We start from the raw sequence: 20508 nt of genomic DNA, 5'->3' as shown, positions 1-20508 counted from the left end.
CTCTTCCTCCAAGTCTATCTCTCAAATGTATTCCCAATATTTATCCCCTAGTTATAATTTAATTTTAATTTACTGTTAAAAATTTAACTAATCGATTTTTTTAAAAAATATCTCATTTTTAAATCGACAGAAATTGACAACATTATCATAAGCTTTTATATTATTTATTATGAGGTGAATTTTATGGACAGATTTGACAGACAACTTGAGTTAGCAGATGGTATAGAAACTGAATATTTAAGAATTCTGTACTACACCTTTGATAAAAATTATAAAGATACATACAAATCCTATGAATATAAAAGATTATGTACCATAGTTGATGGAGAAAAAAATGTAAGAATTAATAATGGAGAAAATATAACCTATGATTCATCTAAATATATGCTCCTTCCCCCTAATTCAAGTGTAGAAATGAGAATTGAAAAACCTACTAAGGCATTAGTTTTAGAATTAAATGAAGATTTAATAAATACAGTTTCAGAAAAACTATCTTATGAATTGGATATAGATTTAAAAAGCTCTAAACTAGAAAAGCCTTTTTTTAATGAAAATAATGAATTAATAGAATTAACAACGAAAAGGATTGTAGAAACCGCTACTCATAATACTAATCATAAAGAATTTCTTCTTGATTTATATGCTCAAGAAATAACCTATAGTCTATTAAACACTAAAGGAGCTAAAGATATTCTTGCTAATGATTTTAATAATCCAATAAGTCGTTCAATTCAAATAATGAAATCAAACTTAAAAAACAATATAACAGTTTCAGAAATTGCCTATAATCTTAATATGTCACTTCCTGGCTTTTCTTCTAAATTTAAAAAAGTTATGGGAATGACTCCTAATGACTATCTTACAAGCTTAAAACTTAATGAAGCCGCAAGACTTCTTAAATCAAACTCAGTTACGGAAGTAGCCTATGATTTAGGTTATGAGAATATATCCCACTTCATAAATTTATTTAGAAAAAAGTTTGGACTAACTCCCAAACAATATTCTCTAAAATATTCTAAAGAAGGAATAAAAATTTAATACTTATTAACTAACTTAAAAGTGGCTGTATCAAAATAACTCAAAATAACTCAAAAAAACTTATAAATATATTCCGAGAATTACTGAATTTCACTAAGAATTTATAGCAATTACTCCGAAGATTTTACTAAAGCGAAGAACTCCCTCCGGTCAAACAGCTTTGCTTCTTAACGTAAAATCTTCTTCGTAATAGCTTAAATTCTAAAGTTCATCCAGATATTCTCTTCATACTATTTATAAGTCTTATTATTGAGTTATGATACAACCCCTTATTTAAAGTTTTAATTCTTCTATTTTCTTATTATTAAGCTATGCTTTAACTAGTATTGATTTTTAGCTAGGTTTGAAGTGCTAGCTAAAAACCAACGCTCACCTAAAATAAATCTGATTATTAAAGTTTAATTACTTCTACTTTATAACCATCTGGATCTGTTACAAAATAATATGTTGCAGCTCCATCTGAAAGACCTTTCATAGGTGTAACTTCATATCCTAAGGCCATATGTCTCTCTCTTTCAGCCTCGATATCTTCTACTCCAACAGCAATGTGACTAAATCCATTTCCTAAATCATATGGTTTTTCTTGATCATAATTATAAGTTAATTCTACTTCATATCCATCTTCTTTATCTGAAAGATAAACTAAAGAAAATTTATATTCTGGATAATCCATTCTTCTTGTTTCAATAAGCCCTAACGCTTCTTCATAGAATTTTAAAGATTTATCCAAGTCTTTTACTCTTATACATGTGTGTAACATTTTACTTGCCATTTTATATCCTCCATGATTATAATAATATTTTTTATTATATATTATCATTTATATATCGTCACATCTATAAAAAAATCTATAGATAACTTTTAAATAACTATATAAAAATAGTATAGCTATTTCTAATATTATCTATAGACATATTTTTTAATATATTTATTAAGTTATCCAATCATAATTCTTTTATAAGAAATTTATTTAATGAGAATTTGTATAGGATAAAGGACATACCTACTGCTATCACTAATAATATCCCTATAACAAGTGGTAATGAATTTAAAATATTTGAAATATCATAATTTATACTTTTTAAAAATTTTTCTGCTAAAGAAAGTCCTATTATTAGAATGAATAATGGTACACTTCTTAAATAAGACATTGTACTACTTTCTGGATATACAATAGCCATACTAAATGTTATTATTGCGTATATATAAAAAAGTATAAATACTAAAATTAGATTTAGAGGGTTTACAATAATTTTTTCTCCAACTATAAAACTTACACCTATGCTTGCAACTATATTAGGTAAAGCAAATATTATAAAAATTATTATAGGTAATATAAAGGATGTTCCTACTACTTTCCTTGCATCAATTGGTAGCGATCTTAATAATCTATTTGTCATTGTTCCTTTATTAGTATTCTTAGCAACTATAAGGTTAACACTAACCATTGAAGCTAATAAAGTAAAATAAATAAATACACTATTTATTAAGAACTCATAACGTGCTTTTGGTAAATCTATAAAAAAAGGAGAATATCCAAAGGTCATTGCAAGAATATATAGTATAGCTAACACTCTTATATTTTTTAAATCTTTAACTATTAAATTCTTCATGTTACTTCACCTCACTTTTTTTATAAATAATTACAGATACTATTAAAGATATTATTAAAGCTATCAACCCAAATATTAATCCATAACCTCCTCTAGTAATATCGAATAAAGCCTGTAATTTTTCATTTTCAAGACAATTAAATAACATTGAACCCATTATGGTTATTATCATAATGAAGATTATATTAAATACTCTATAGAATTTATAATTTATGACTAAATATATAGGTAAAGTTATTGCCACATAAAATAGTTGAATTGTTATACTAGGAAGTATCTCTCTTAATGTTAACATAAAGACATTTCCTGAAATCATACCTAATATTGTACATAAAAAATATAAAAAGACATTAACTACTACTATATAAACTAATGTTGCTACATATTTACTACAAACATAATCTGTTTTTTTCATTGGTAATGAATTTAAATATACATTAAATTTATATCTTCCTTCAACCTCAATTGGAATTATCATAAAATAAAATACGATAAAAGTTCCCATAGTGAACAAATAATTTAGTCCCTGAGTCAATGTGAATGTAACCCCCAATAAAAGTAAGACTATAAGTGAGCTTTTTATATATTTCTTTTGTATAAAAAAATCTAACTTAAGTAACTCCTTCATACTACTTCACATCCTTTTTAGAGTAATAAACAACTATATCATCTAAAGTAGCTTTTTCAAGAATAATATTATCTCTACATAACTCTTTTATTTTTCTCATGTTTTTAGTTAATCCTTCAAAATTATATATTGTTTTTCTTAATCCAATTAATTCTTTTTCAACATCTTTATTTAAAACATCTAAAGCACCTTTAACTATGAAATACTCCTCTAATAAAAGGTCTTTTTCTTTAGAAAATTCAATTTTCCCTTTATTTATAAATGTTATATAATCAGCTAATCTTTCAAGATCTGTTGTTATATGAGTTGAATAAAGAACTGAAACTTCTTCTTCACCTATTACTTCAAATAAAATATCAAGAAGTTCACTTCTGAAAACTGGGTCTAATCCTGATGTTGGTTCATCTAATATTAAAAGTTCTGCCTTGTGTGAAAGTGCTATTGCTAGAGAAAATCTCATTTTTTGTCCCTTAGATAACTCTTTTAATTTCTTCTTTTCATTTAATTCAAATCTATTTATATAGTACTTGAATTTTTCTTCATCCCACTTAGAATAAAAAGGTGCAATAATATTTTTATTTTCCTTTATAGTAAAATCTTCAAAAGCACAACAATCATCATAAACAAAACCAACTCTATCTTTTATTGCTATTTCATTTTTCTTAATATCCTTACCAAAGATATCTATCTCTCCACTATCTAGATGTATTAAATTCATAATAGCCTTAATAGTTGTTGTTTTTCCTGCTCCATTTGGACCTATTAATCCCATTACAAATCCTTTAGGTATATTGAAACTTACATCTTTCAAAGAAAATTCTTTATAATTCTTACTTATATTTTTTACTTCAAGCACATTTTCCATATAAACCTTCCTCCTTAAACCTATCCCTTATTTTTATAATTCTTTTAAAGTTTTAAGCATTCTAACTAGTTCTTCAAAATCTAATCCTATGCTATTTGCTATATCTATTGCTTCACTAAACTTTTCTTCTATCTCTCTAAGTTTTTCTTCCATTAGAAGCTCTTTGTTTTGTTCTGCCACATATGATCCCTTACCAGGTAGAGTGTATATAAATCCGTCTCTCTCGAGCTCTTCATAAGCTCTCTTAGTTGTTATTACACTTACTCTAAGCTCAGAAGCTAAACTTCTTATTGATGGTAATGATGAATTTTCTTTTAATTCCCCTGATAAAATATCATTTTTTATAGCCTTAGCTATTTGTTCATAAATGGGTACCCCTGAAGTGTTTGAAACTACTATATTCAAAAACTCACCTCTTTCCGTGTATATACTGTATATATTCTATATACACAGTATATACACTAATCCCATATAGTGTCAATATATTTATAAAAATTTTTGCTTCTGTTTTAAACTAATGTTGATTTTTAGATAGAACTGTAAGACCATCTTAATGAACAACTAGTATTGCATCATATATTTAGAAATAATAACGTTAAGAAGCTTTTTCTGTTTGAGCGTATTTAAAAAAAGAATACAATCTCACAAAAGTTCGATTGCATAAGTTCAAGATGCCAAATTAAAAATTTGGACTTTCACTTAACCCTTAGCTATTATTCCGTAGTAGATGATAGCAATACTCTGTGAAATTAAGTTAGGTCTAAAGAGCTAGCTAAAAATCAACATTCACTTAAAACAGAGCTAAGTTTTTAAATAAAAAAAGAGGTGCACAAAAATGTGCACCTCTTCGGTTTATATTATTATTTATTTTCTTCTACTAACTCTTCAATTTTACATTTGCATCTAGCACCTCTACAAGCACCTGTTCCTGCTCCTGTTTTTTCTCCTACAGCTTTAAAAGAAAGAGCTCCTTCTTTTATTGCCTCAACTATTTTCTCTTCTGAAACACCTTTACATAAACAAACATTTGCCATAATAAAATTCTCCTCTCGTTTTACCTATATATCAATTTAATATTTATTCTTAATTAATAATATTTATTATTTAAATAGATAGTAACAGATAAGAATAATTATTGCACATATTATTTTAGGTCATTTCAAGTCAATTATACTTATTTAAATAGAATAAATCCATTTTACTTAATTATTCTAAAGTTTTCTCTCTAAATTTATCTATTCCTATTCTATCTATAAAATCTCCTAGTTTTTCACCTGCTTCTGCTTCTCCTTTATAGACTTCAAAAACTTTATCAACAATTCTTAAAGCTTCTTTTTCATCTACATCCTTTATTAGTATATCCGCCATTCTAGGATTATATCCAGCTGAACCTCCAACAGTTACTAAAAATCCTGTTTTATCAGCTATAACTCCAACATCCTTTGAATATACGCTTCCACATGCATTCCTACATCCTGCAACTCCTATTTTAGTTCTACATGGCATATCCATATGCTTATATTTATTTAAAAGTTTCATTCCAGTACCTATAGTATTGAATTTTGATCTTTTGCAGAATCCAGCTGGACACATCTCTACATTTTTTACTGAATTTTGTTTTTTAACAGCTGGTTCCATACCAAGTTCTTCCCAAATTTGTGGTAAATCTTCTCCCTTTAAATTTGTTATTAGTATTCTCTGTCCTGAATTTATTTTAATAACTCCATTATATTTCTTAGCTACCTTAGCTATTTTTTCTAATTGATCAGGTAAAATAAATCCTCCTGGTATATGTGGAGTTATTCCAAAAGTTCTTTTTCCACCTCTAACCTTTTGTAAATTCCCATAATGAGTTCCACTAACCATCTTAGGTATTCCAATTCCTATACCGTCCATAAAAACTCCTCCTCTATATAAAACTCTATGTAAAATATTAAAATCAACTTTATTAATGTTAGTATACACTAAAAAAATTTTTCCAAAAGTAACTCAGGTTACTAAGTTAAAATAAAAAACATATTATTCTAGATAAAATTTTATTTTTCCTCTTAAACTTATAAATTATAAGGCAAATAATTCTTATTTCTTATTAAATTTATTAGCTTCACTCAAATGTGTAAGTCAAAATACAAAATTGAAAATTTTGATTTTTGCTTAAAATTAAGCCGTTATGAAAAGCTGGCTAAAAATTAATATTACCTAAAACATATCCTTATATAAAAATAAAGAGCCTATAAATTATTTATAGGCTCTTTTAAGCATTATTTATCTATTTAAAATGAACTTTCATTCACTTTCATTTTTAATTATTTAATATAACATCTGAATTAAAACTATTTGAATTATTTAAACATATCTTAAGTTTTTCTATTCTCTTCTTGTTTGTTTTACAAACTTGGAAAGAAAGATTGTTATATTCAACCATTTGATTTTCATTTTGCGGAATATTTCCTATTAAATTAACAACAAAACCACCAATAGTCTCTATATTTTGGCTTTCAAGATTTAAGTTTAAATAATCATTTAGCTTGTCTAATGTTAATAGACCATCAACTACATAGGTATTATTATCGATTTTATCTATGGAGCTCTCTGAGTCGTCATATTCATCTAATATATCGCCCATAACTTCCTCAATTAAATCTTCTATAGTAACAATTCCAGAAAAACCGCCATACTCATCTATTATTACAGCCATATGTTGTTTACTATCTTGAAGTTCTTTAAATAAATCATCTACAGCTTTATTTTCAAGAACAAAGTAAGCTGGACGTATTAACTGATCTAATTTAATATTATCAACTCCAACTTTGACAACAGCCTCAAAGAAGTCTTTTAAATAAAGTATTCCTACTATATTATCTTTATTTTCACTATAAACAGGTACTCTTGAAAATTGCTCGCTTATAAGTTTCTTAGCAATTGTTTCATTTGGAGTTGTTGATTTTATAGCAAAAACCTCTCCTCTTGGAGTCATAACTTCTTTAACAGTTTTATGATCAAATTCAAATATACCATCTAACATCTCTTTTTCACTCTTATCAATTACACCATTTTCTTGGCATATACTTATCATAGACTTAATTTCATCTTTAGAAACAGTCTCTTGATTTTCAGCTTTATTCAATCCTAAAACTTTTATAAAAAAGTTTGTTGATGCTGAAAGAAGTTTTACAAATGGCGTTGATATTTTAGATATAATAGAAATTGGTCTTATAGACATCAAAGCTATTTCTTCCGGATTCTGCAATGCAATTCTCTTTGGAAGTAATTCTCCAAATACTAAAGTTATATAAGACAAAAGTACAGTTATAAGTATAACTGATATTTGACTACCATAAGGAATATTTAACTTGTCCATGAATTGTGCTAGAGTTTCTGAGATACTAGTAGCTGCTGATGCACTGGCAAAGAATCCTGCAAATGTTATTCCTATTTGAATAGTAGATAAAAAGTTGCTAGGTGACTTTAAAACCTTTCTTAATAAAAGCGCTTTTTTATTACCTTTCTCTGCAAGCATCTTTATCTTAGATTTATTTACAGATACCATAGACATCTCTGCAGCTGCAAAGAATGCATTGATTAAGATAAGAAATAATATTAGAATAATTTTTGGTAAAATACTGGGACTCGGGTCCATCCTTTAATTCCTCCTCTAAAAAAAATAAATTTTTATTACTTTATCTTATAGCTTTATTTATTAATTATTTTAAAATAATAAACTATATGATAATCAATTTTACACCATAATACCATACTGATACGTTTTATTCAATTATATAATATGCACAATTTAGCCTAAATTATACTAAATAAATAATTTAAGTAACTTATATTATTTATTACATATATTTGAAATATAATACTCTTATATTTAACTTATATGGTCTTTCATACATATAATAAATAAGATCTAATTTATCTTAAGTTTTGACTATTTTAGAAGTTTAGTTAACTTTCTCTAAAATATATCTTTGCTTACTAATAATTTTTGCAAGCTGTAACTTTGAAGTTTATAGCTCCTTAATCTTCCCCCTATTAACTTTTTATAATAAATAATATGAGTAAGGTGGTTTATTGTGAAAGAAAATTTGAATCTCTTTAAATTCATTCTTGGAACAACTATTCTTTTGTGTAACACTAGCAAAGATATCATTCTAAACTCAATTAAATATACAAAAACAATATTGAAAGCCAAAATATATAAAAGAGGAACTAATGAATAGAATTCTCATAATTTTAACTAATAAATTTAAATAAAAAGATTTATAAATAAAAATTATTTATAGATCTTTTTATTTTTAAAACTTTTAATTTTCATTTTTAAGCTTATAATTAAATAAAATAAAATTTAATATATATAGCTAAAAATTGCAACTTTTTATTCAAATTAAATATATATATAACATATTCATAAATATTACATTTTCTTAGAATAAATTTCAAAATTGATATCTATAAAGCAAGTATATTAAGTAATAATTATTATTGATTTTTTTATACTGTATAGTATAATTTAATTAAACAAAAGTAATAAATTTATTGGGAGGTACGAATTATGAGTCTATCAAGATTAATAGAAGAAAAAAGAAAAGCTAAAGCAAGAGCAGAAAGAAATAAAAAAGCTAAAGTTGCAGTAACTGGTGCAGCTATCGGAACATTAGCTGGTATATTAGGTGGAGTATTATTCGCTCCTAAATCAGGAAAAGAAACTAGAAATGATATAAAAGAAGGCTCAAAAATAGCAGCTCAAAAATTAAATGATAAAACTGTTGAATTAAAAGGAAACTTAAATACCCAAGTTACAAAAGGAAAAGAAAACATTTCTGAAGCAAAAAGTAAAATAAAAGAATATCTTAATAGTAAAAAAGGTATAAACACTAACCAAGCTGTAGAAGAAGATTTAGATACTCCTTTTGAAGTTGTTAATACTGAAGAAACTGAAGAAGTTAAAGAAGATAATTAATAGCTATGTATATAGATTTAAATATAATTTATTTACTATTAGCTATATTAGGATGTGTGGCTATTGTTTATTTGATATTGACTTTAAATAAAATACTAAAGTTAATATCAAATATAAATAGCCTTTTAGATCAAAATAAGGACAACCTAAATAAAACTATTCAGGATTTACCTGCTATAGCTAATAACGTTAATAATACATGTCAAAACATTAAGGATATATCGGATGTTGCAACTGAAACTACAGCTGAATTAATTGTTGCTAAAGAAAATATAGAATCTAATGTTGAAATAGTAAAAGAAATCGTTAAAATAATTAATCAAGTTTTCTTTAAAAAATAAAAGAACCCATTCCAATATAAATTTGTAAAAATTTCTTTGGAATGGGTTTTTAATTAACCTAATTTTTTTCAAAGCCTAAATTTTCAAAAAAGCCTATGGATTCATCATTATTTGTCTCTAAATTAATTCTAGTAGCTCCATCTATATCCTTAACTATTTTGTATGCTTTTGATATAAGTATCTTACCAAGACCTTGTTCTTGATATCTTGGAATAATAGCTAAATATTTAATTTCTTGAACTCCAGCCTCTTCTGTAGCACTAGGCAAAATCATAACTGTTCCTATTCTCTCACCATTTTCATTTTCAAGAAATACACATCTTTTTGAAAATTCTCTTTTAAAACTATCAACTTCCTTAAAAATAGCTCTTACAGCTAACTGATAATCTTTAAATACACCTGCTGAATATTGAATATATGCCCAGTTATTCTCATCACCAGGTCTAAATTCAGTGAATCTATACCCACTAGGTAGGGAGGCACTATAAATTTTTTCTAGTTTATTCTTTGCCATAAAAGACTTTTTACTATTTTCTTTATTCTCCATTTCCTATCCCTCCTAAAATCTTATATTAAGAAATATAACAAATCTTATTTTACTTATATGTATGATTACTCACAAAAAAAATGAGTCTTTGCTATGTAAAATTTAATTAATGTATCTTTTTTTAAATACCTATCTTAAAACCTTATAAATTTTTAAGTAATAATTTTAACTTACGACTATAATATGAGTTGCCATAACCATTTACATTAAATTATAGAGCTTTTTTAACATGATTTCCAGTAACTTATTCTTCATTAAAAACCATGAATACTCACTTTATGAATATTTATCATTTTATACTACTTAATCTCATTGTATTTTTTTCAAATGCTTCAAATTATAAACTTTATCTAAAAATTAATATTTTCTTAAGTTTAATGATTTCTCTTTAAAGAATTTTATAAAAATTAAAGGTTTCTATTAAGAACTATTTTATATAGTAATTCTTAATAAAAACCTTCTTCAATGATAAAACTCAATATTAAAAATATATTAATATAATGTTTTGCCTGTAGAATCCACGTATGAGTAAACTCCATCATTATCTACTAAAATAACATCCTTTGATATAACCCTTATATCACTGTATTCCTCTTCTAAAATTACGCTTCCGTCCTCTTTAAGCAAACCTTTTTTTCCCTCTTTGTTAGCAGAAACTATTAGCCCACTAGAAGAAACCTCTAAAGAAGAATAATCCTTCTTCTCAAGATTCTTAATTTCTTCTCCTTTAGTGTTTATAACTGACATATATTTTGATTCTCCATCTAAAATATCTACAACAGCAAGACCATTGTCACTAAATCCATTTATAGATACATTATTTTCAAAATTTATTCCAGTTTCTATTTCATTTCCCTCTTTATCAATTATTATATGCTTTCCGTCTTTTCTAGCAAAGGCGAACCCCTTATTCATTGCCGTTACTCCATCAAAATCTGGCTTTATAGCCCAAGCTCCCTCATTGTCTAAAAATCCTATTCCTGTTTCATCTAACCTTGCAGGTGCTACCCCTTCATTCATCGGCCCAACATAAAAGTATTCTATAGGAACTATAACCTCTCCCTTTTCATTTAAAGCTCCACAAAGATTTCCCTTTGATACCGGAATAAATCCTTCATTCATAGTTCCTATAGAATTATACTCACAAGGTACTATTTCATTTCCATTAGGATCTAAAAGCCCATACAACTTATTCTTCTGAACTAGTATATACCCCTCTCCAATATCTGAAACAATAGCATCATATCTTCCTGGTTCAACTACAACCTCCCCATTTAGATTTATTATCCCAGTTGTTTTTAATGTTTTACCAGACTCAGCTAAAGTTTCTATAGCTTCTGTAGTATTTTCGTTAGTTAGAATTTCATTAGCTAACTTTTCATATCTTATAAGTTTATTACTTAGCGGTGATAATACCCCATCTTCTTTCTCTACTAGTGTTTTACCTTTTTGATTTATTATTTTATATGTGTCACCTTCTTTAACACCAGCCATTCCGTAATTAAACTCACTACCTTTATCAAATTTAAGTTTTATAGATTTATTTCCCTTTTTATCTATATAGCCAATTTTCCCTTCATATCCTTTTTCCATAAGTATTTCTCCATCCTCTGTTATCCCAAACATTCCTGGTTTAGCATTTATTAAAGATTTTGTAGACTTATCTTCTGTTACAATATAAAGCTCGTCTTCTGCTTTTTCCTTAGCGCTACTTATCCCACATCCTGTTAAAACCGATGTACATAATATAGTAGTCATGGCCACAAAACAAAGGCTTTTTAGTCTCATATTAAACTCTCTCCTTAAATATATCCTCCTATTTTTAATTAACTTTTGTCCATTAAAATACTTATTCCTTAGCTTTTTACGAAAATAACTTATGTAAAGTTGTATTTACAAATATATTTTCTTCTCCCTTTTGTAGCTAACATATATCCATGGTTATTTACTAAAAAGTTTAATGTAAGATTATTAAAAATCTCAAAAGAATCAATATTGCATATATGACCACAGTTTTTTAAAATAACAATATCTTCTTTTGGTACAAATTTTTTAATAGTCGGTAAGAAAACATGGTCTTGATCTCCCATAATAAAAATTTTCTTAATATAACTTTTATTATATTGGTAATTTTCCAAGTGTTCTCTCATAAGCTCAACCCATCTAAAACATTCATTCTTGTCTAATTTTTCAGAAGCCTTTAAGAAGATATTTCTTGAAAGCTTATGATTTTTACATGGCATTGACATATAAGCCACAATTTTATAAAAAATTTCTCTTGGAATAATACTCTTGGCAAAAATAGCTAGGTTTAAGAAAAATTTAGATTTTAAATTCATCCCCACAATTCCTCCCCCTAATATCATTGAAGAAATTCTCTCTGGGAAATATTTCTCAAATTGCATTGCAACTATAGTGCCAAGAGATATCCCTAGTATGTTTACTTTTTCTATATTTAAATTATCTATTACCTCTATAATATCCTCACAAATGTATTTAAAGCATATTTCACCTTTAGTTTCTTTCATATTTTCTAAAGTATGATTTTGTGAATTTCCATGGCCGTGAAGATCTATTAAAAGCAAATTATAATTTTCTGAGAGTATATCTATCTGCTTTTTAAATATATTTAAATTTCCACCTATTCCATGAAGCATCAGAATCCATTCCTTATCCTTGTGGAGATATTTATTATTTACTATTTTATGATATAGCATATATATTGAACTCCTTAACATTCTGATTTAAAAGCTTTTCACATTTTGTCTTATGAGCTATAACCCTTAACTTAAATTATTTAAGTAAAAAAATTAAAAGTCATATTAATTAAATAAATTCGAATTATATTGCTTAAATTCTATCACCTTTTGAGGTAGTATATATCAATATCTATGATATTTGAACAAAATTTTACACTGCATTAACATTATTTAAATCTATGCAATATTACCTTATAGTAACTAAGGTTATTTCTGGTCTATTTTTAATTCTTATTCTTAAAAATTTATTTCCAAGCCCTCTACTCAAAATCATAGAAGAATCTCTTTCTATAAAAATTCCTTTTTTTCTTTCCATAAGATTATTAAAAATATACCTATTTATTATTCTGCTATATCCTGAAAAAGTTATATCACTTCCCCACTTTACATAAGCTTCAAAATTTACAACATCATTTGTTAGAACAACATTAAACTCACTCCTATTAGGTTCTCCCAGTTTGTTTTCTATGTCTTCCTTTGAGAAAACAAGCTCTCTATTCCTTTCTTTAAAATAATATTTTTTTATTTCATCTGACTCTATAAAAATCCCATAAATATTTAATTTATCTTCCTTTTTTATTAGAGAGACTTTATTATTATTTAAAAGTATTATTCCAGCATCTTTTAATTTTTCTAAATATATTTTATATTTATTATTTTTTTCATTCTTTAAAGAAGCAGGGCTTTCTATTGCATAATAAATTGGATAAAAACTTCTTAAATTTTTACAAAGCTCTAAGAAAATAAAATCTTTATCTAGTCTAGATGTGAGCATATTTCCTGTAGTAACTATAATATCTGGTTTTAAAGATTGTATTTTCTTTATAAGTCTATAATTATCAATTCCAAAACTTTTGCCATATAAATTATTTAAATGTAATATTTTAAAACCCTTAAAGGCACTGGGAGTTTTTCTAGTAAATAACTCATATTCTTTTATTGCTATACTATTATTTTCATATATTAAATAACTAGTTGCTGCAATACCTAAAATCGAAGTAATCTTCAACCAATCCGAAACCTCATTCATATTAACCTCTTATTTTTTGTTCTTATATTTTATATATGTAAATACTTTTTTATTTAAAACTTCTAATCCAATATACATTTTATTACTTTTATTCCATTTTATTGATTTTTATGGTATTATTATTTCAAGACAGGAGGTGCCTTGTTGCAATTCATATTTTTTATCTAAAAGCTAAAAATAAAACTTCATATGATTTTAGATAAATTTGATAAAATTCAATATGATATCTAAAGCAACATAATATTTTATGAGTTCGTTATCTGAAAGAAATGTATCTACCTTAAAAAAGAAATCATACTTAAGGATAAAGGATATAATAATTTTTTTCATAGTTGTTTTTGGAGCATCCTATTTTATAAATAATTACCTATTTTTTAAAGCATATATTCCTACTGGATCAATGAAACCGACAATAATGGAAGAAGATGAAGTGCTTGTTAGTAAAATTTTTACTAGTGTAAATAGAGGTGATATATTTGTGTTTAGCCATGAGTCTTCTAAAGAACTACTTATAAAAAGAGTTATTGGTCTTCCTGGAGAAAAAGTTGAGATAAAAGATGGTGTTGTGTACGTAAATGATATTTTAATTAATGAACCATACGTAAAAAATAATGAAGTATTAAATAAAACTTTTAATGTTCCAGAAGGACATTATTTATTTTTTGGAGATAATAGAGCACGTTCAGAAGATGCGAGGAAATGGGAAAATCCTTATGTTCCCAAAAAAGACTTAGATGGAAAAGCTTTTTTTACTATATACCCAAGAGAAAGAATGGGCCTTTTAAAATAAAAGGCCTATTTTTCATTTACAAAAATAACCATCAAGAAAATTGCATAAATACTTAAAACTATCATTAGTGCTGTAAATACTGACAATATTATTTTCATAGTATATATATATCTTGAATTCTTTTCCAAAGCCTGATTTACATTATATTTTATTTGATTTATATAGTTATTTACTTCTTCTTTTTCACTTTTTGTAAGTTTCGCTTCTTTGATTTCATCATGCTTAGATAATACATATTTCTCAACTTCAGGAATAACTTCCTCAATATCATATCCCTTAGTATTGGCTAAGACATCTAAAGTCATCATTTCTTCAGGAGTCAAAGAATTATATTTATAATAAATTTTAGGAACTCCAACTAAATTTTTTTCTTTAATATAATCCCTATATACCTTTCCCCTATTAATAACTTTAGAATTTATCTCCCAATTTGAATCAACATAATAAAGATTATAAACTCTAAAAGTTATAGGTACTAATAATAAAAGTAATAAAACAATTTTTGTTAATATGCCAAACTTTTTATTTACCATAATAACGCCTCCATTAATTCTGAACATATAACAAAAAGTCCTATAAGCTAAGGGATACTTATAGGACAAATGCATATATATATGAAATATAGGGAAATTAGGTTTATGCTTTAACCTGTTAACATTATATTAACATATGGTTAAGCAAATTTCAAGTGTTTTTTCAAAAAATAAACATTTTTTGATTCTAATCCCTTTAAACTAATAAAACGTTCTTGAAATCCTCCTATTTTCCACTAAATTTAGAATTTTTTAGAGCTTATTCTAATCTCCAAAATTTAAAATTCTAACTTATTGTTCATAATATTCTAATTTATATGTGGACTTTGGAATCCTTCTCTTTTTACTGAATGTTTTTTAGCTGTTCTATTATGATTTTTACCTTCTTCACTTGTTATTGGAGTTTGAAAATTACATTTCTCCATTCTAGCTATCTTATTATCTGGTTGACTATCCTTTGACATAATTAATCCTCCTTTTTGATTGAGTTTAGTTTTATTTTTCTCACAAAAAGAAAATATTATTATGGTAATAAATACTGAAATCATCCTATACTAAAAATCAATATTTTAAATGGGCTGTGTTTTAGACGAATTTTGATTTTTAGCTAGCCATTAAGATGTTCTTACAGTTCTATCTAAAAATAAAAACTGGTTTAAAACATAGCCTTTAATTAAAATTTATATTTGTATTTGTTTTTATAAAATATATCTGAAGAGTCTTTATAAACTCCTATTATTAAAACATCATCAAATCGTCTTAATTCTATAGCCTCTTGTGCTTCCATATCTAAATTTTCACTTTCTTCACATAGATAAGCTATAGCATATGCTTCTCTATCATTAAAAATAACAGTATCTAATATTACAGGAAACTTAACTATATCTTCTCCTATTAAAATATCTACTGATCTAAAAGCATCAGAGACATCATTAGCACTTTCACCTCTATCTCTAGCCATATTTATAAACCAATTTTCATATTCTTCTATGGTTTTCTTAGGAACTTCAAAATTTTTCAATGTAGGATCATTTTCATAATAACTTTTTAAATCTTCTTTATTTATTTTAGTATTATTATTTCTAAACTGTTTAAATTTATCTTTAGACTGTATTGTTATATCTCTTTTTTCATTTTCTTCAACCTCAAGCTCATTATCAACAAGATTTATAACAATCTCCTTACCTTCTGATCCACAAGATATTAAATTAAATAATAAAAATATATTTAATACAATTAGGCTTAACTTTTTCATAAATTCACCTCAGTTTATTTTTACCTTTTTATCCAAAGTTTATTCTCAACAAACTCTCTCTTTAAGGAAATATAAACCTTTTTATTATATATTTTTTAATAAAGCCCTATTTTAGGTAATTGTTGATTTTTAGCTAGATTTTCATACCTAACTTACAAGTTCTATTTAAAAATCAACACTAGTTTAAAACATAACTTTTCATAAAATAAAATTTTAATTTTTTTGTTGTACATACTAGTTTTGCCAATAAAAAAGGAAGTATCAATTGATACTTCCTTTGAAATATATAAATATATGCTTTACTTAATTTAGATGATTATTATTAATAATTATAAATTGTATATTTTAAACAACAACGGAGATTAATATTCTAAAAATATAATATTAAAATAATCACTAAATTAGTCCAGTTGAACAAATTTATTATTTATTATTTATTATTTATTATTTATAACTTTTTCATATATGAAATGTGAGAATAATGAGTTTGACCATGCAAACCAGTCTCTTGTAAATTGAGCTGGATCATCTACATGGAATCCTTCATGCATATATCCAGTACCAGCATGAGTTTCCTTTAATAATTTAATTAACTCATCGATTTCTTCTTGATTATTTGTTGTTAATCCTTGCATTGATAGTGCTATATGCCAGATATATTGATCTGGAGTATGTGGACTTCCAATTCCCTTAGCAGCTTTTCCTTCAAAGAAAAATCTATTATTTTTACTTAAGATGAATTTTCTAGTATTTTGATAAACCTCATCATCAATTCCTTTATACTCTAAGTAAGGTATTGATAAAAGACTTGGTACATTAGCATCATCCATGAAGTTATAGTTACCCATACCGTCAGTTTCATATGCATAAACTTCTCCAAAACCTTCTTTATAAACTTTTCCATACTTTTCTATAGCATTGTCTATTTCTTCTCTTAAACTATCAGCTTTTTCTTTAAGCTCTTCATCTTTGTAAACTTTCTCTGCAATTTCTGAAATATATCTTAAAGCAACTACAGCAAACATATTAGCAGGAACTAAGTATCCATATTCACAAGCATCATCACTTGGTCTAAATCCTGACCACGTCATTCCTGTGTATTCTACTGGAGTTCCTAAACCTTCATGACTTAAAGTATCAGTTACTGAACAATTTAATCTTTGGAAACTATAGTCTGATTTTTCTCTATGATATTGTTCAACTCTCCAAAGATCTATTATCATATTGAAGGCTTTCTTGATATCTTCATTGAAGAAAGTCTCGTCTCCTGATTCCTTCCAGTATTTATGTATTAATCTAACTGGATAACAAAGTGAATCTATTTCATATTTTCTTTCCCAAACCCATGGGCTATCCTTAGTAATATCATTATCCCATTTTTGTCCATTAGGTTCTTTATTGAATGCATTTGCATATGGGTCTATGAATATACACTTAACTTGTCTATTTATTAATCCAGTAAAAATAGCTTTAAGCTCTGGATATTCATTAACAAATGGTAAGTAATGTTCTACTTGAGATGTAGAATCTCTAAGCCACATTGCTGGAATATCTCCTGTTATTACGAAAGCGTCTCCTTCAGAAACCTCAACAGTCGTGTCCATTGTATTTATGAAGCAGTTATAAAATAATTCTTGTAGCTCTTTATCATCTATTTTTGTTGATAAATCTTTGCCGATTTTTCTTACAATTTCTTTTAATTCATTAGTTGATAAACTCATCTTCCCTTACCCCCAAGTTCAAATAATTTATTATTAAATGCTTTACTTTACAAACTAATTAAAGTTGACTTTAAATTTCCTATTAATACCTTAATTTAAGTTTTTAAATCAACTTCAGATTCATTGTATACCATTTCACTTTTGTAATAAATATACTTTCTAAAACTTCTTAAGGTTTCTAAAATTTATCACCTAAATCTAGAAACTAGACAAAATCTAAAATATTCTAAGTAATCATATTTTTAAAATACCTATTAACTTTATATAACCCTACTACTAAAATCTAACTATTTGTAGTAAAATAACTTAAAACTTAGGTATTTAATGAATTATTTACTTTAAAGGGAGATTTCTAATTTATGCGAATTATTAAATATAGCTTAGAGCCTGAAGCCTATGGTGCTAATGGTAAATTTATAGACAAAAAAGGTACAGTTGCTGATTTAATATTAGATAACGGAATTCTTATAGGATTGCCCTTTGACAAGGTAATTCCAGAATTCAAAGTATTAAATAAAGTATTATTAGAAGGCTTTTGGCCTAGAAGTGGCTGGTGGGAACCCTTTGAAATTACACCTGATGAATATAATGAACTTGTAGACTATCTATTACAGATTCAACTTAATAAACCATTTCGACTAGAAAAAAGATTTTAAATCATCCATTATTTCTTAAACTTAATTTTATTTTAAATAGCTTTAAAATTTATCACCTAAATCTAGAAACTCATCTTTTAAACTTCCTCACTATATATCCTTATATAATTAAAAACATAAAAAAAGAATTATAGACATAGACAAAAGAATATTTGAATGAATAATTAGAATTTCAATAATTCTTTAGTTATATCTATAATCCTTTTTATAAAAGTATTTAATTAAAAATCCTATAACTTTTTAGCTATTAGGAACTTTATTTTTATTCCTTGTTTTGAGAACATTTCTTCATGCTCTGTTACTACGTTATGTTCATAACCGCTATTATGTAAATCGTAAGTTATATAAGTTATTTCAAAGTTACATTCCTTGAAATACTCTAAAGACTCTTCAAAAAGCTCATCATCATCAGTTTTAAAGTGTATTTCTCCACCATCAACTAAGAAATTTCTATAGTTTGTTAACTGTCTTGTATGAGTTAATCTTCTCTTCTTATGTCTGTCTTTAGGCCATGGATTACAAAAGTTTATATAAATTCTTTCTATTCTATCATTATTGTCTAAGATAGTATCTATTAATGCTATTTCTTGAGGCATTAATTTAACATTGTCTAAAGGTTGATTTTTTTCTTCATAAGCTTTTTCTATGTTTCTTTTAGCTAAAACAAGAACTTCATCCTTTATATCTATTGCTATGTAATTTATTTCTGGATGTTCTGAACCATGAACTGCCATGAATGTTCCTTTACCACATCCTAATTCTAAATATATTGGGTTTTCTGTATTCTTAAAAGTATTCTTCCAATTTCCTTTGTTCTCTTTTGGGTTAGCTACAAAAAAGTCACATGCTTCTAATTCTGGTCTAGCCCAAGGCTTTCTTCTCATTCTCATTTTTAATCCACTCCATTGTTTAGTTTCAGAATTATTATACAGATTTATAGTAAGTATATCAACCTTAGTGTTTATCCAAATACTTTAAAAATTAGTATATATAATCATGGAAATTCCAATAAGTATTTTTTAATTCTCAAAAAAATTTATTAACACATTATCACAAATCATAATATTATAATATTATGATTAATTTTATATAAGAGGATTTTTATGTCATTAATTAAAGAATGTACTGTATGTAAAAGAAGAGGTATGTTTTTAAAATTAAATAATGGCCTATGTATAGATTGCTCAAACGAATTGAAATATTTAGAGAATCAATATTGTTATCTAGAATCTATACTCAAAGAAAATTTAACTGTAACTGAACCTAATAAGATAATTGAAAAAGCAAATTTAATTTTAAATAACTTAAAAAAATTTCAAAATACCTATACATTAATAGAAAGAGATGTTTGCTTAGAAGTTATATGTCTTATGAATCAACAAATTGAAATGCTAAAAGAAACTTCTGAATCAGAACCAATTTCTATGAATTCTATAATATACAATTATAAGGACTTTGATTCATCTGAAATTATTTTAGAAACCGTACCTAATGATGATTCTTCAGAAAGTGATTTATTAAAATACGAAAATATTACTGAAGATGATGAAGATATTCATGAAGATGTAACACATAAAATTTCAGAAAATATTTCTTCCTCCCTAGAGGAAGAAGCTAACAACTCTATAAATTGTGATGAACTCCCACCATGTATTGTTTCAGATGAAAACCTAAACGAAGAACCTAATTCTCAAAATGAAGATTTCTCTATTGATCCACAATCAGAAGCCGTTGAAAATCCTGAAAAAAATAACTAAACTAAAACT

Annotated in this window: 23 protein-coding genes; 6 read left to right on the top strand and 17 right to left on the bottom strand. The window is 26.0% G+C overall.

Annotation, left to right across the window (positions count from 1 at the left end; translation table 11 throughout):
* Positions 1-183 precede the first annotated feature (183 nt).
* Positions 184-1038 carry an AraC family transcriptional regulator gene (locus tag AC2JAQ_RS02035; protein WP_488457664.1) on the top strand — a complete coding sequence of 285 codons (855 nt, stop codon included), beginning with the start codon at positions 184-186 and terminating at the stop codon, positions 1036-1038.
* Between the two features lie 391 nt (positions 1039-1429).
* Here the strand turns inward: AC2JAQ_RS02035 and gloA are convergent, their stop codons facing one another.
* The 8 genes from gloA to AC2JAQ_RS01995 form a co-directional block, all read right to left on the bottom strand.
* Complete coding sequence (gene gloA / locus AC2JAQ_RS02030) at positions 1430-1810, bottom strand: lactoylglutathione lyase (RefSeq protein WP_423238172.1); 381 nt, start codon at positions 1808-1810, stop codon at positions 1430-1432.
* Positions 1811-1982: 172 nt separating this feature from the next.
* A complete protein-coding gene (locus tag AC2JAQ_RS02025) occupies positions 1983-2651 on the bottom strand; it encodes an ABC-2 transporter permease (RefSeq protein ID WP_488457663.1) in 669 nt (222 codons plus the stop codon).
* Between the two features lies 1 nt (position 2652).
* On the bottom strand, positions 2653-3279 hold the full coding sequence (locus AC2JAQ_RS02020; RefSeq protein WP_488457662.1) for an ABC-2 transporter permease: 627 nt from the start codon (positions 3277-3279) through the stop codon (positions 2653-2655).
* A 1-nt stretch (position 3280) separates the two neighbouring features.
* The gene (locus AC2JAQ_RS02015) at positions 3281-4144 is read right to left on the bottom strand and encodes an ABC transporter ATP-binding protein (RefSeq protein WP_488457661.1); all 864 of its coding nucleotides are present in this window, start codon (positions 4142-4144) and stop codon (positions 3281-3283) included.
* Positions 4145-4177: 33 nt separating this feature from the next.
* Complete coding sequence (locus AC2JAQ_RS02010) at positions 4178-4549, bottom strand: GntR family transcriptional regulator (protein ID WP_488457660.1); 372 nt, start codon at positions 4547-4549, stop codon at positions 4178-4180.
* 455 nt (positions 4550-5004) lie between these two features.
* Positions 5005-5178, bottom strand: a complete 174-nt coding sequence (locus AC2JAQ_RS02005; protein ID WP_488457659.1) for a (2Fe-2S)-binding protein — start codon at positions 5176-5178, stop codon at positions 5005-5007.
* Positions 5179-5350: 172 nt separating this feature from the next.
* On the bottom strand, positions 5351-6040 hold the full coding sequence (locus AC2JAQ_RS02000; protein WP_488457658.1) for a nitrite/sulfite reductase domain-containing protein: 690 nt from the start codon (positions 6038-6040) through the stop codon (positions 5351-5353).
* Between the two features lie 406 nt (positions 6041-6446).
* Entirely contained in the window at positions 6447-7784 is a 1338-nt protein-coding gene (locus AC2JAQ_RS01995; RefSeq protein WP_423238165.1) for a hemolysin family protein, read from the bottom strand.
* A 918-nt stretch (positions 7785-8702) separates the two neighbouring features.
* Between AC2JAQ_RS01995 and AC2JAQ_RS01990 the strand changes: the two genes are divergently transcribed.
* Positions 8703-9110, top strand: a complete 408-nt coding sequence (locus tag AC2JAQ_RS01990) for a YtxH domain-containing protein (RefSeq protein ID WP_488457657.1) — start codon at positions 8703-8705, stop codon at positions 9108-9110.
* Between the two features lie 5 nt (positions 9111-9115).
* Positions 9116-9451: a hypothetical protein gene (locus AC2JAQ_RS01985; protein WP_488457656.1), complete on the top strand. Its 336-nt coding sequence runs from the start codon at positions 9116-9118 to the stop codon at positions 9449-9451.
* Positions 9452-9509: 58 nt separating this feature from the next.
* On the opposite strand, the gene AC2JAQ_RS01980 is transcribed toward AC2JAQ_RS01985, so the two are convergent.
* The 4 genes from AC2JAQ_RS01980 to AC2JAQ_RS01965 form a co-directional block, all read right to left on the bottom strand.
* Positions 9510-9998 carry a GNAT family N-acetyltransferase gene (locus tag AC2JAQ_RS01980; RefSeq protein WP_488457655.1) on the bottom strand — a complete coding sequence of 163 codons (489 nt, stop codon included), beginning with the start codon at positions 9996-9998 and terminating at the stop codon, positions 9510-9512.
* 492 nt (positions 9999-10490) lie between these two features.
* Positions 10491-11786 (bottom strand): WG repeat-containing protein, encoded by a 1296-nt coding sequence (locus AC2JAQ_RS01975; RefSeq protein ID WP_488457654.1) that lies wholly within the window; start codon positions 11784-11786, stop codon positions 10491-10493.
* Between the two features lie 89 nt (positions 11787-11875).
* A complete protein-coding gene (locus AC2JAQ_RS01970) occupies positions 11876-12715 on the bottom strand; it encodes an alpha/beta fold hydrolase (RefSeq protein ID WP_488457653.1) in 840 nt (279 codons plus the stop codon).
* 229 nt (positions 12716-12944) lie between these two features.
* Positions 12945-13787 (bottom strand): metallophosphoesterase, encoded by an 843-nt coding sequence (locus tag AC2JAQ_RS01965; protein ID WP_488457652.1) that lies wholly within the window; start codon positions 13785-13787, stop codon positions 12945-12947.
* 247 nt (positions 13788-14034) lie between these two features.
* Between AC2JAQ_RS01965 and lepB the strand changes: the two genes are divergently transcribed.
* Positions 14035-14577 (top strand): signal peptidase I, encoded by a 543-nt coding sequence (gene lepB, locus AC2JAQ_RS01960; protein ID WP_488457651.1) that lies wholly within the window; start codon positions 14035-14037, stop codon positions 14575-14577.
* A gap of 5 nt (positions 14578-14582) precedes the next feature.
* Here the strand turns inward: lepB and AC2JAQ_RS01955 are convergent, their stop codons facing one another.
* The 4 genes from AC2JAQ_RS01955 to AC2JAQ_RS01940 all read right to left on the bottom strand — a co-directional run bounded on the left by AC2JAQ_RS01955 (position 14583) and on the right by AC2JAQ_RS01940 (position 18086).
* Entirely contained in the window at positions 14583-15110 is a 528-nt protein-coding gene (locus AC2JAQ_RS01955; RefSeq protein ID WP_488457650.1) for a hypothetical protein, read from the bottom strand.
* 308 nt (positions 15111-15418) lie between these two features.
* Entirely contained in the window at positions 15419-15574 is a 156-nt protein-coding gene (locus AC2JAQ_RS01950) for a hypothetical protein (RefSeq protein WP_488457649.1), read from the bottom strand.
* A 209-nt stretch (positions 15575-15783) separates the two neighbouring features.
* The gene (locus tag AC2JAQ_RS01945) at positions 15784-16365 is read right to left on the bottom strand and encodes a hypothetical protein (protein ID WP_488457648.1); all 582 of its coding nucleotides are present in this window, start codon (positions 16363-16365) and stop codon (positions 15784-15786) included.
* A gap of 437 nt (positions 16366-16802) precedes the next feature.
* Positions 16803-18086 (bottom strand): glycoside hydrolase family 125 protein, encoded by a 1284-nt coding sequence (locus AC2JAQ_RS01940; RefSeq protein WP_488457647.1) that lies wholly within the window; start codon positions 18084-18086, stop codon positions 16803-16805.
* A 359-nt stretch (positions 18087-18445) separates the two neighbouring features.
* On the opposite strand from AC2JAQ_RS01940, the gene AC2JAQ_RS01935 reads away from it, so the two are divergent.
* Positions 18446-18742: a hypothetical protein gene (locus AC2JAQ_RS01935; protein ID WP_488457646.1), complete on the top strand. Its 297-nt coding sequence runs from the start codon at positions 18446-18448 to the stop codon at positions 18740-18742.
* A 230-nt stretch (positions 18743-18972) separates the two neighbouring features.
* On the opposite strand, the gene trmB is transcribed toward AC2JAQ_RS01935, so the two are convergent.
* Entirely contained in the window at positions 18973-19632 is a 660-nt protein-coding gene (gene trmB, locus AC2JAQ_RS01930) for a tRNA (guanosine(46)-N7)-methyltransferase TrmB (RefSeq protein ID WP_488457645.1), read from the bottom strand.
* A 213-nt stretch (positions 19633-19845) separates the two neighbouring features.
* On the opposite strand from trmB, the gene AC2JAQ_RS01925 reads away from it, so the two are divergent.
* Complete coding sequence (locus tag AC2JAQ_RS01925; RefSeq protein ID WP_488457644.1) at positions 19846-20499, top strand: hypothetical protein; 654 nt, start codon at positions 19846-19848, stop codon at positions 20497-20499.
* The last annotated feature ends 9 nt before the right edge of the window (positions 20500-20508 follow it).

This window comes from Clostridium sp. LIBA-8553 (genome assembly GCF_057782465.1).
Note: the sequence above shows the minus strand (reverse complement) of the source record. Positions and strands in the feature narration are given on the sequence as shown.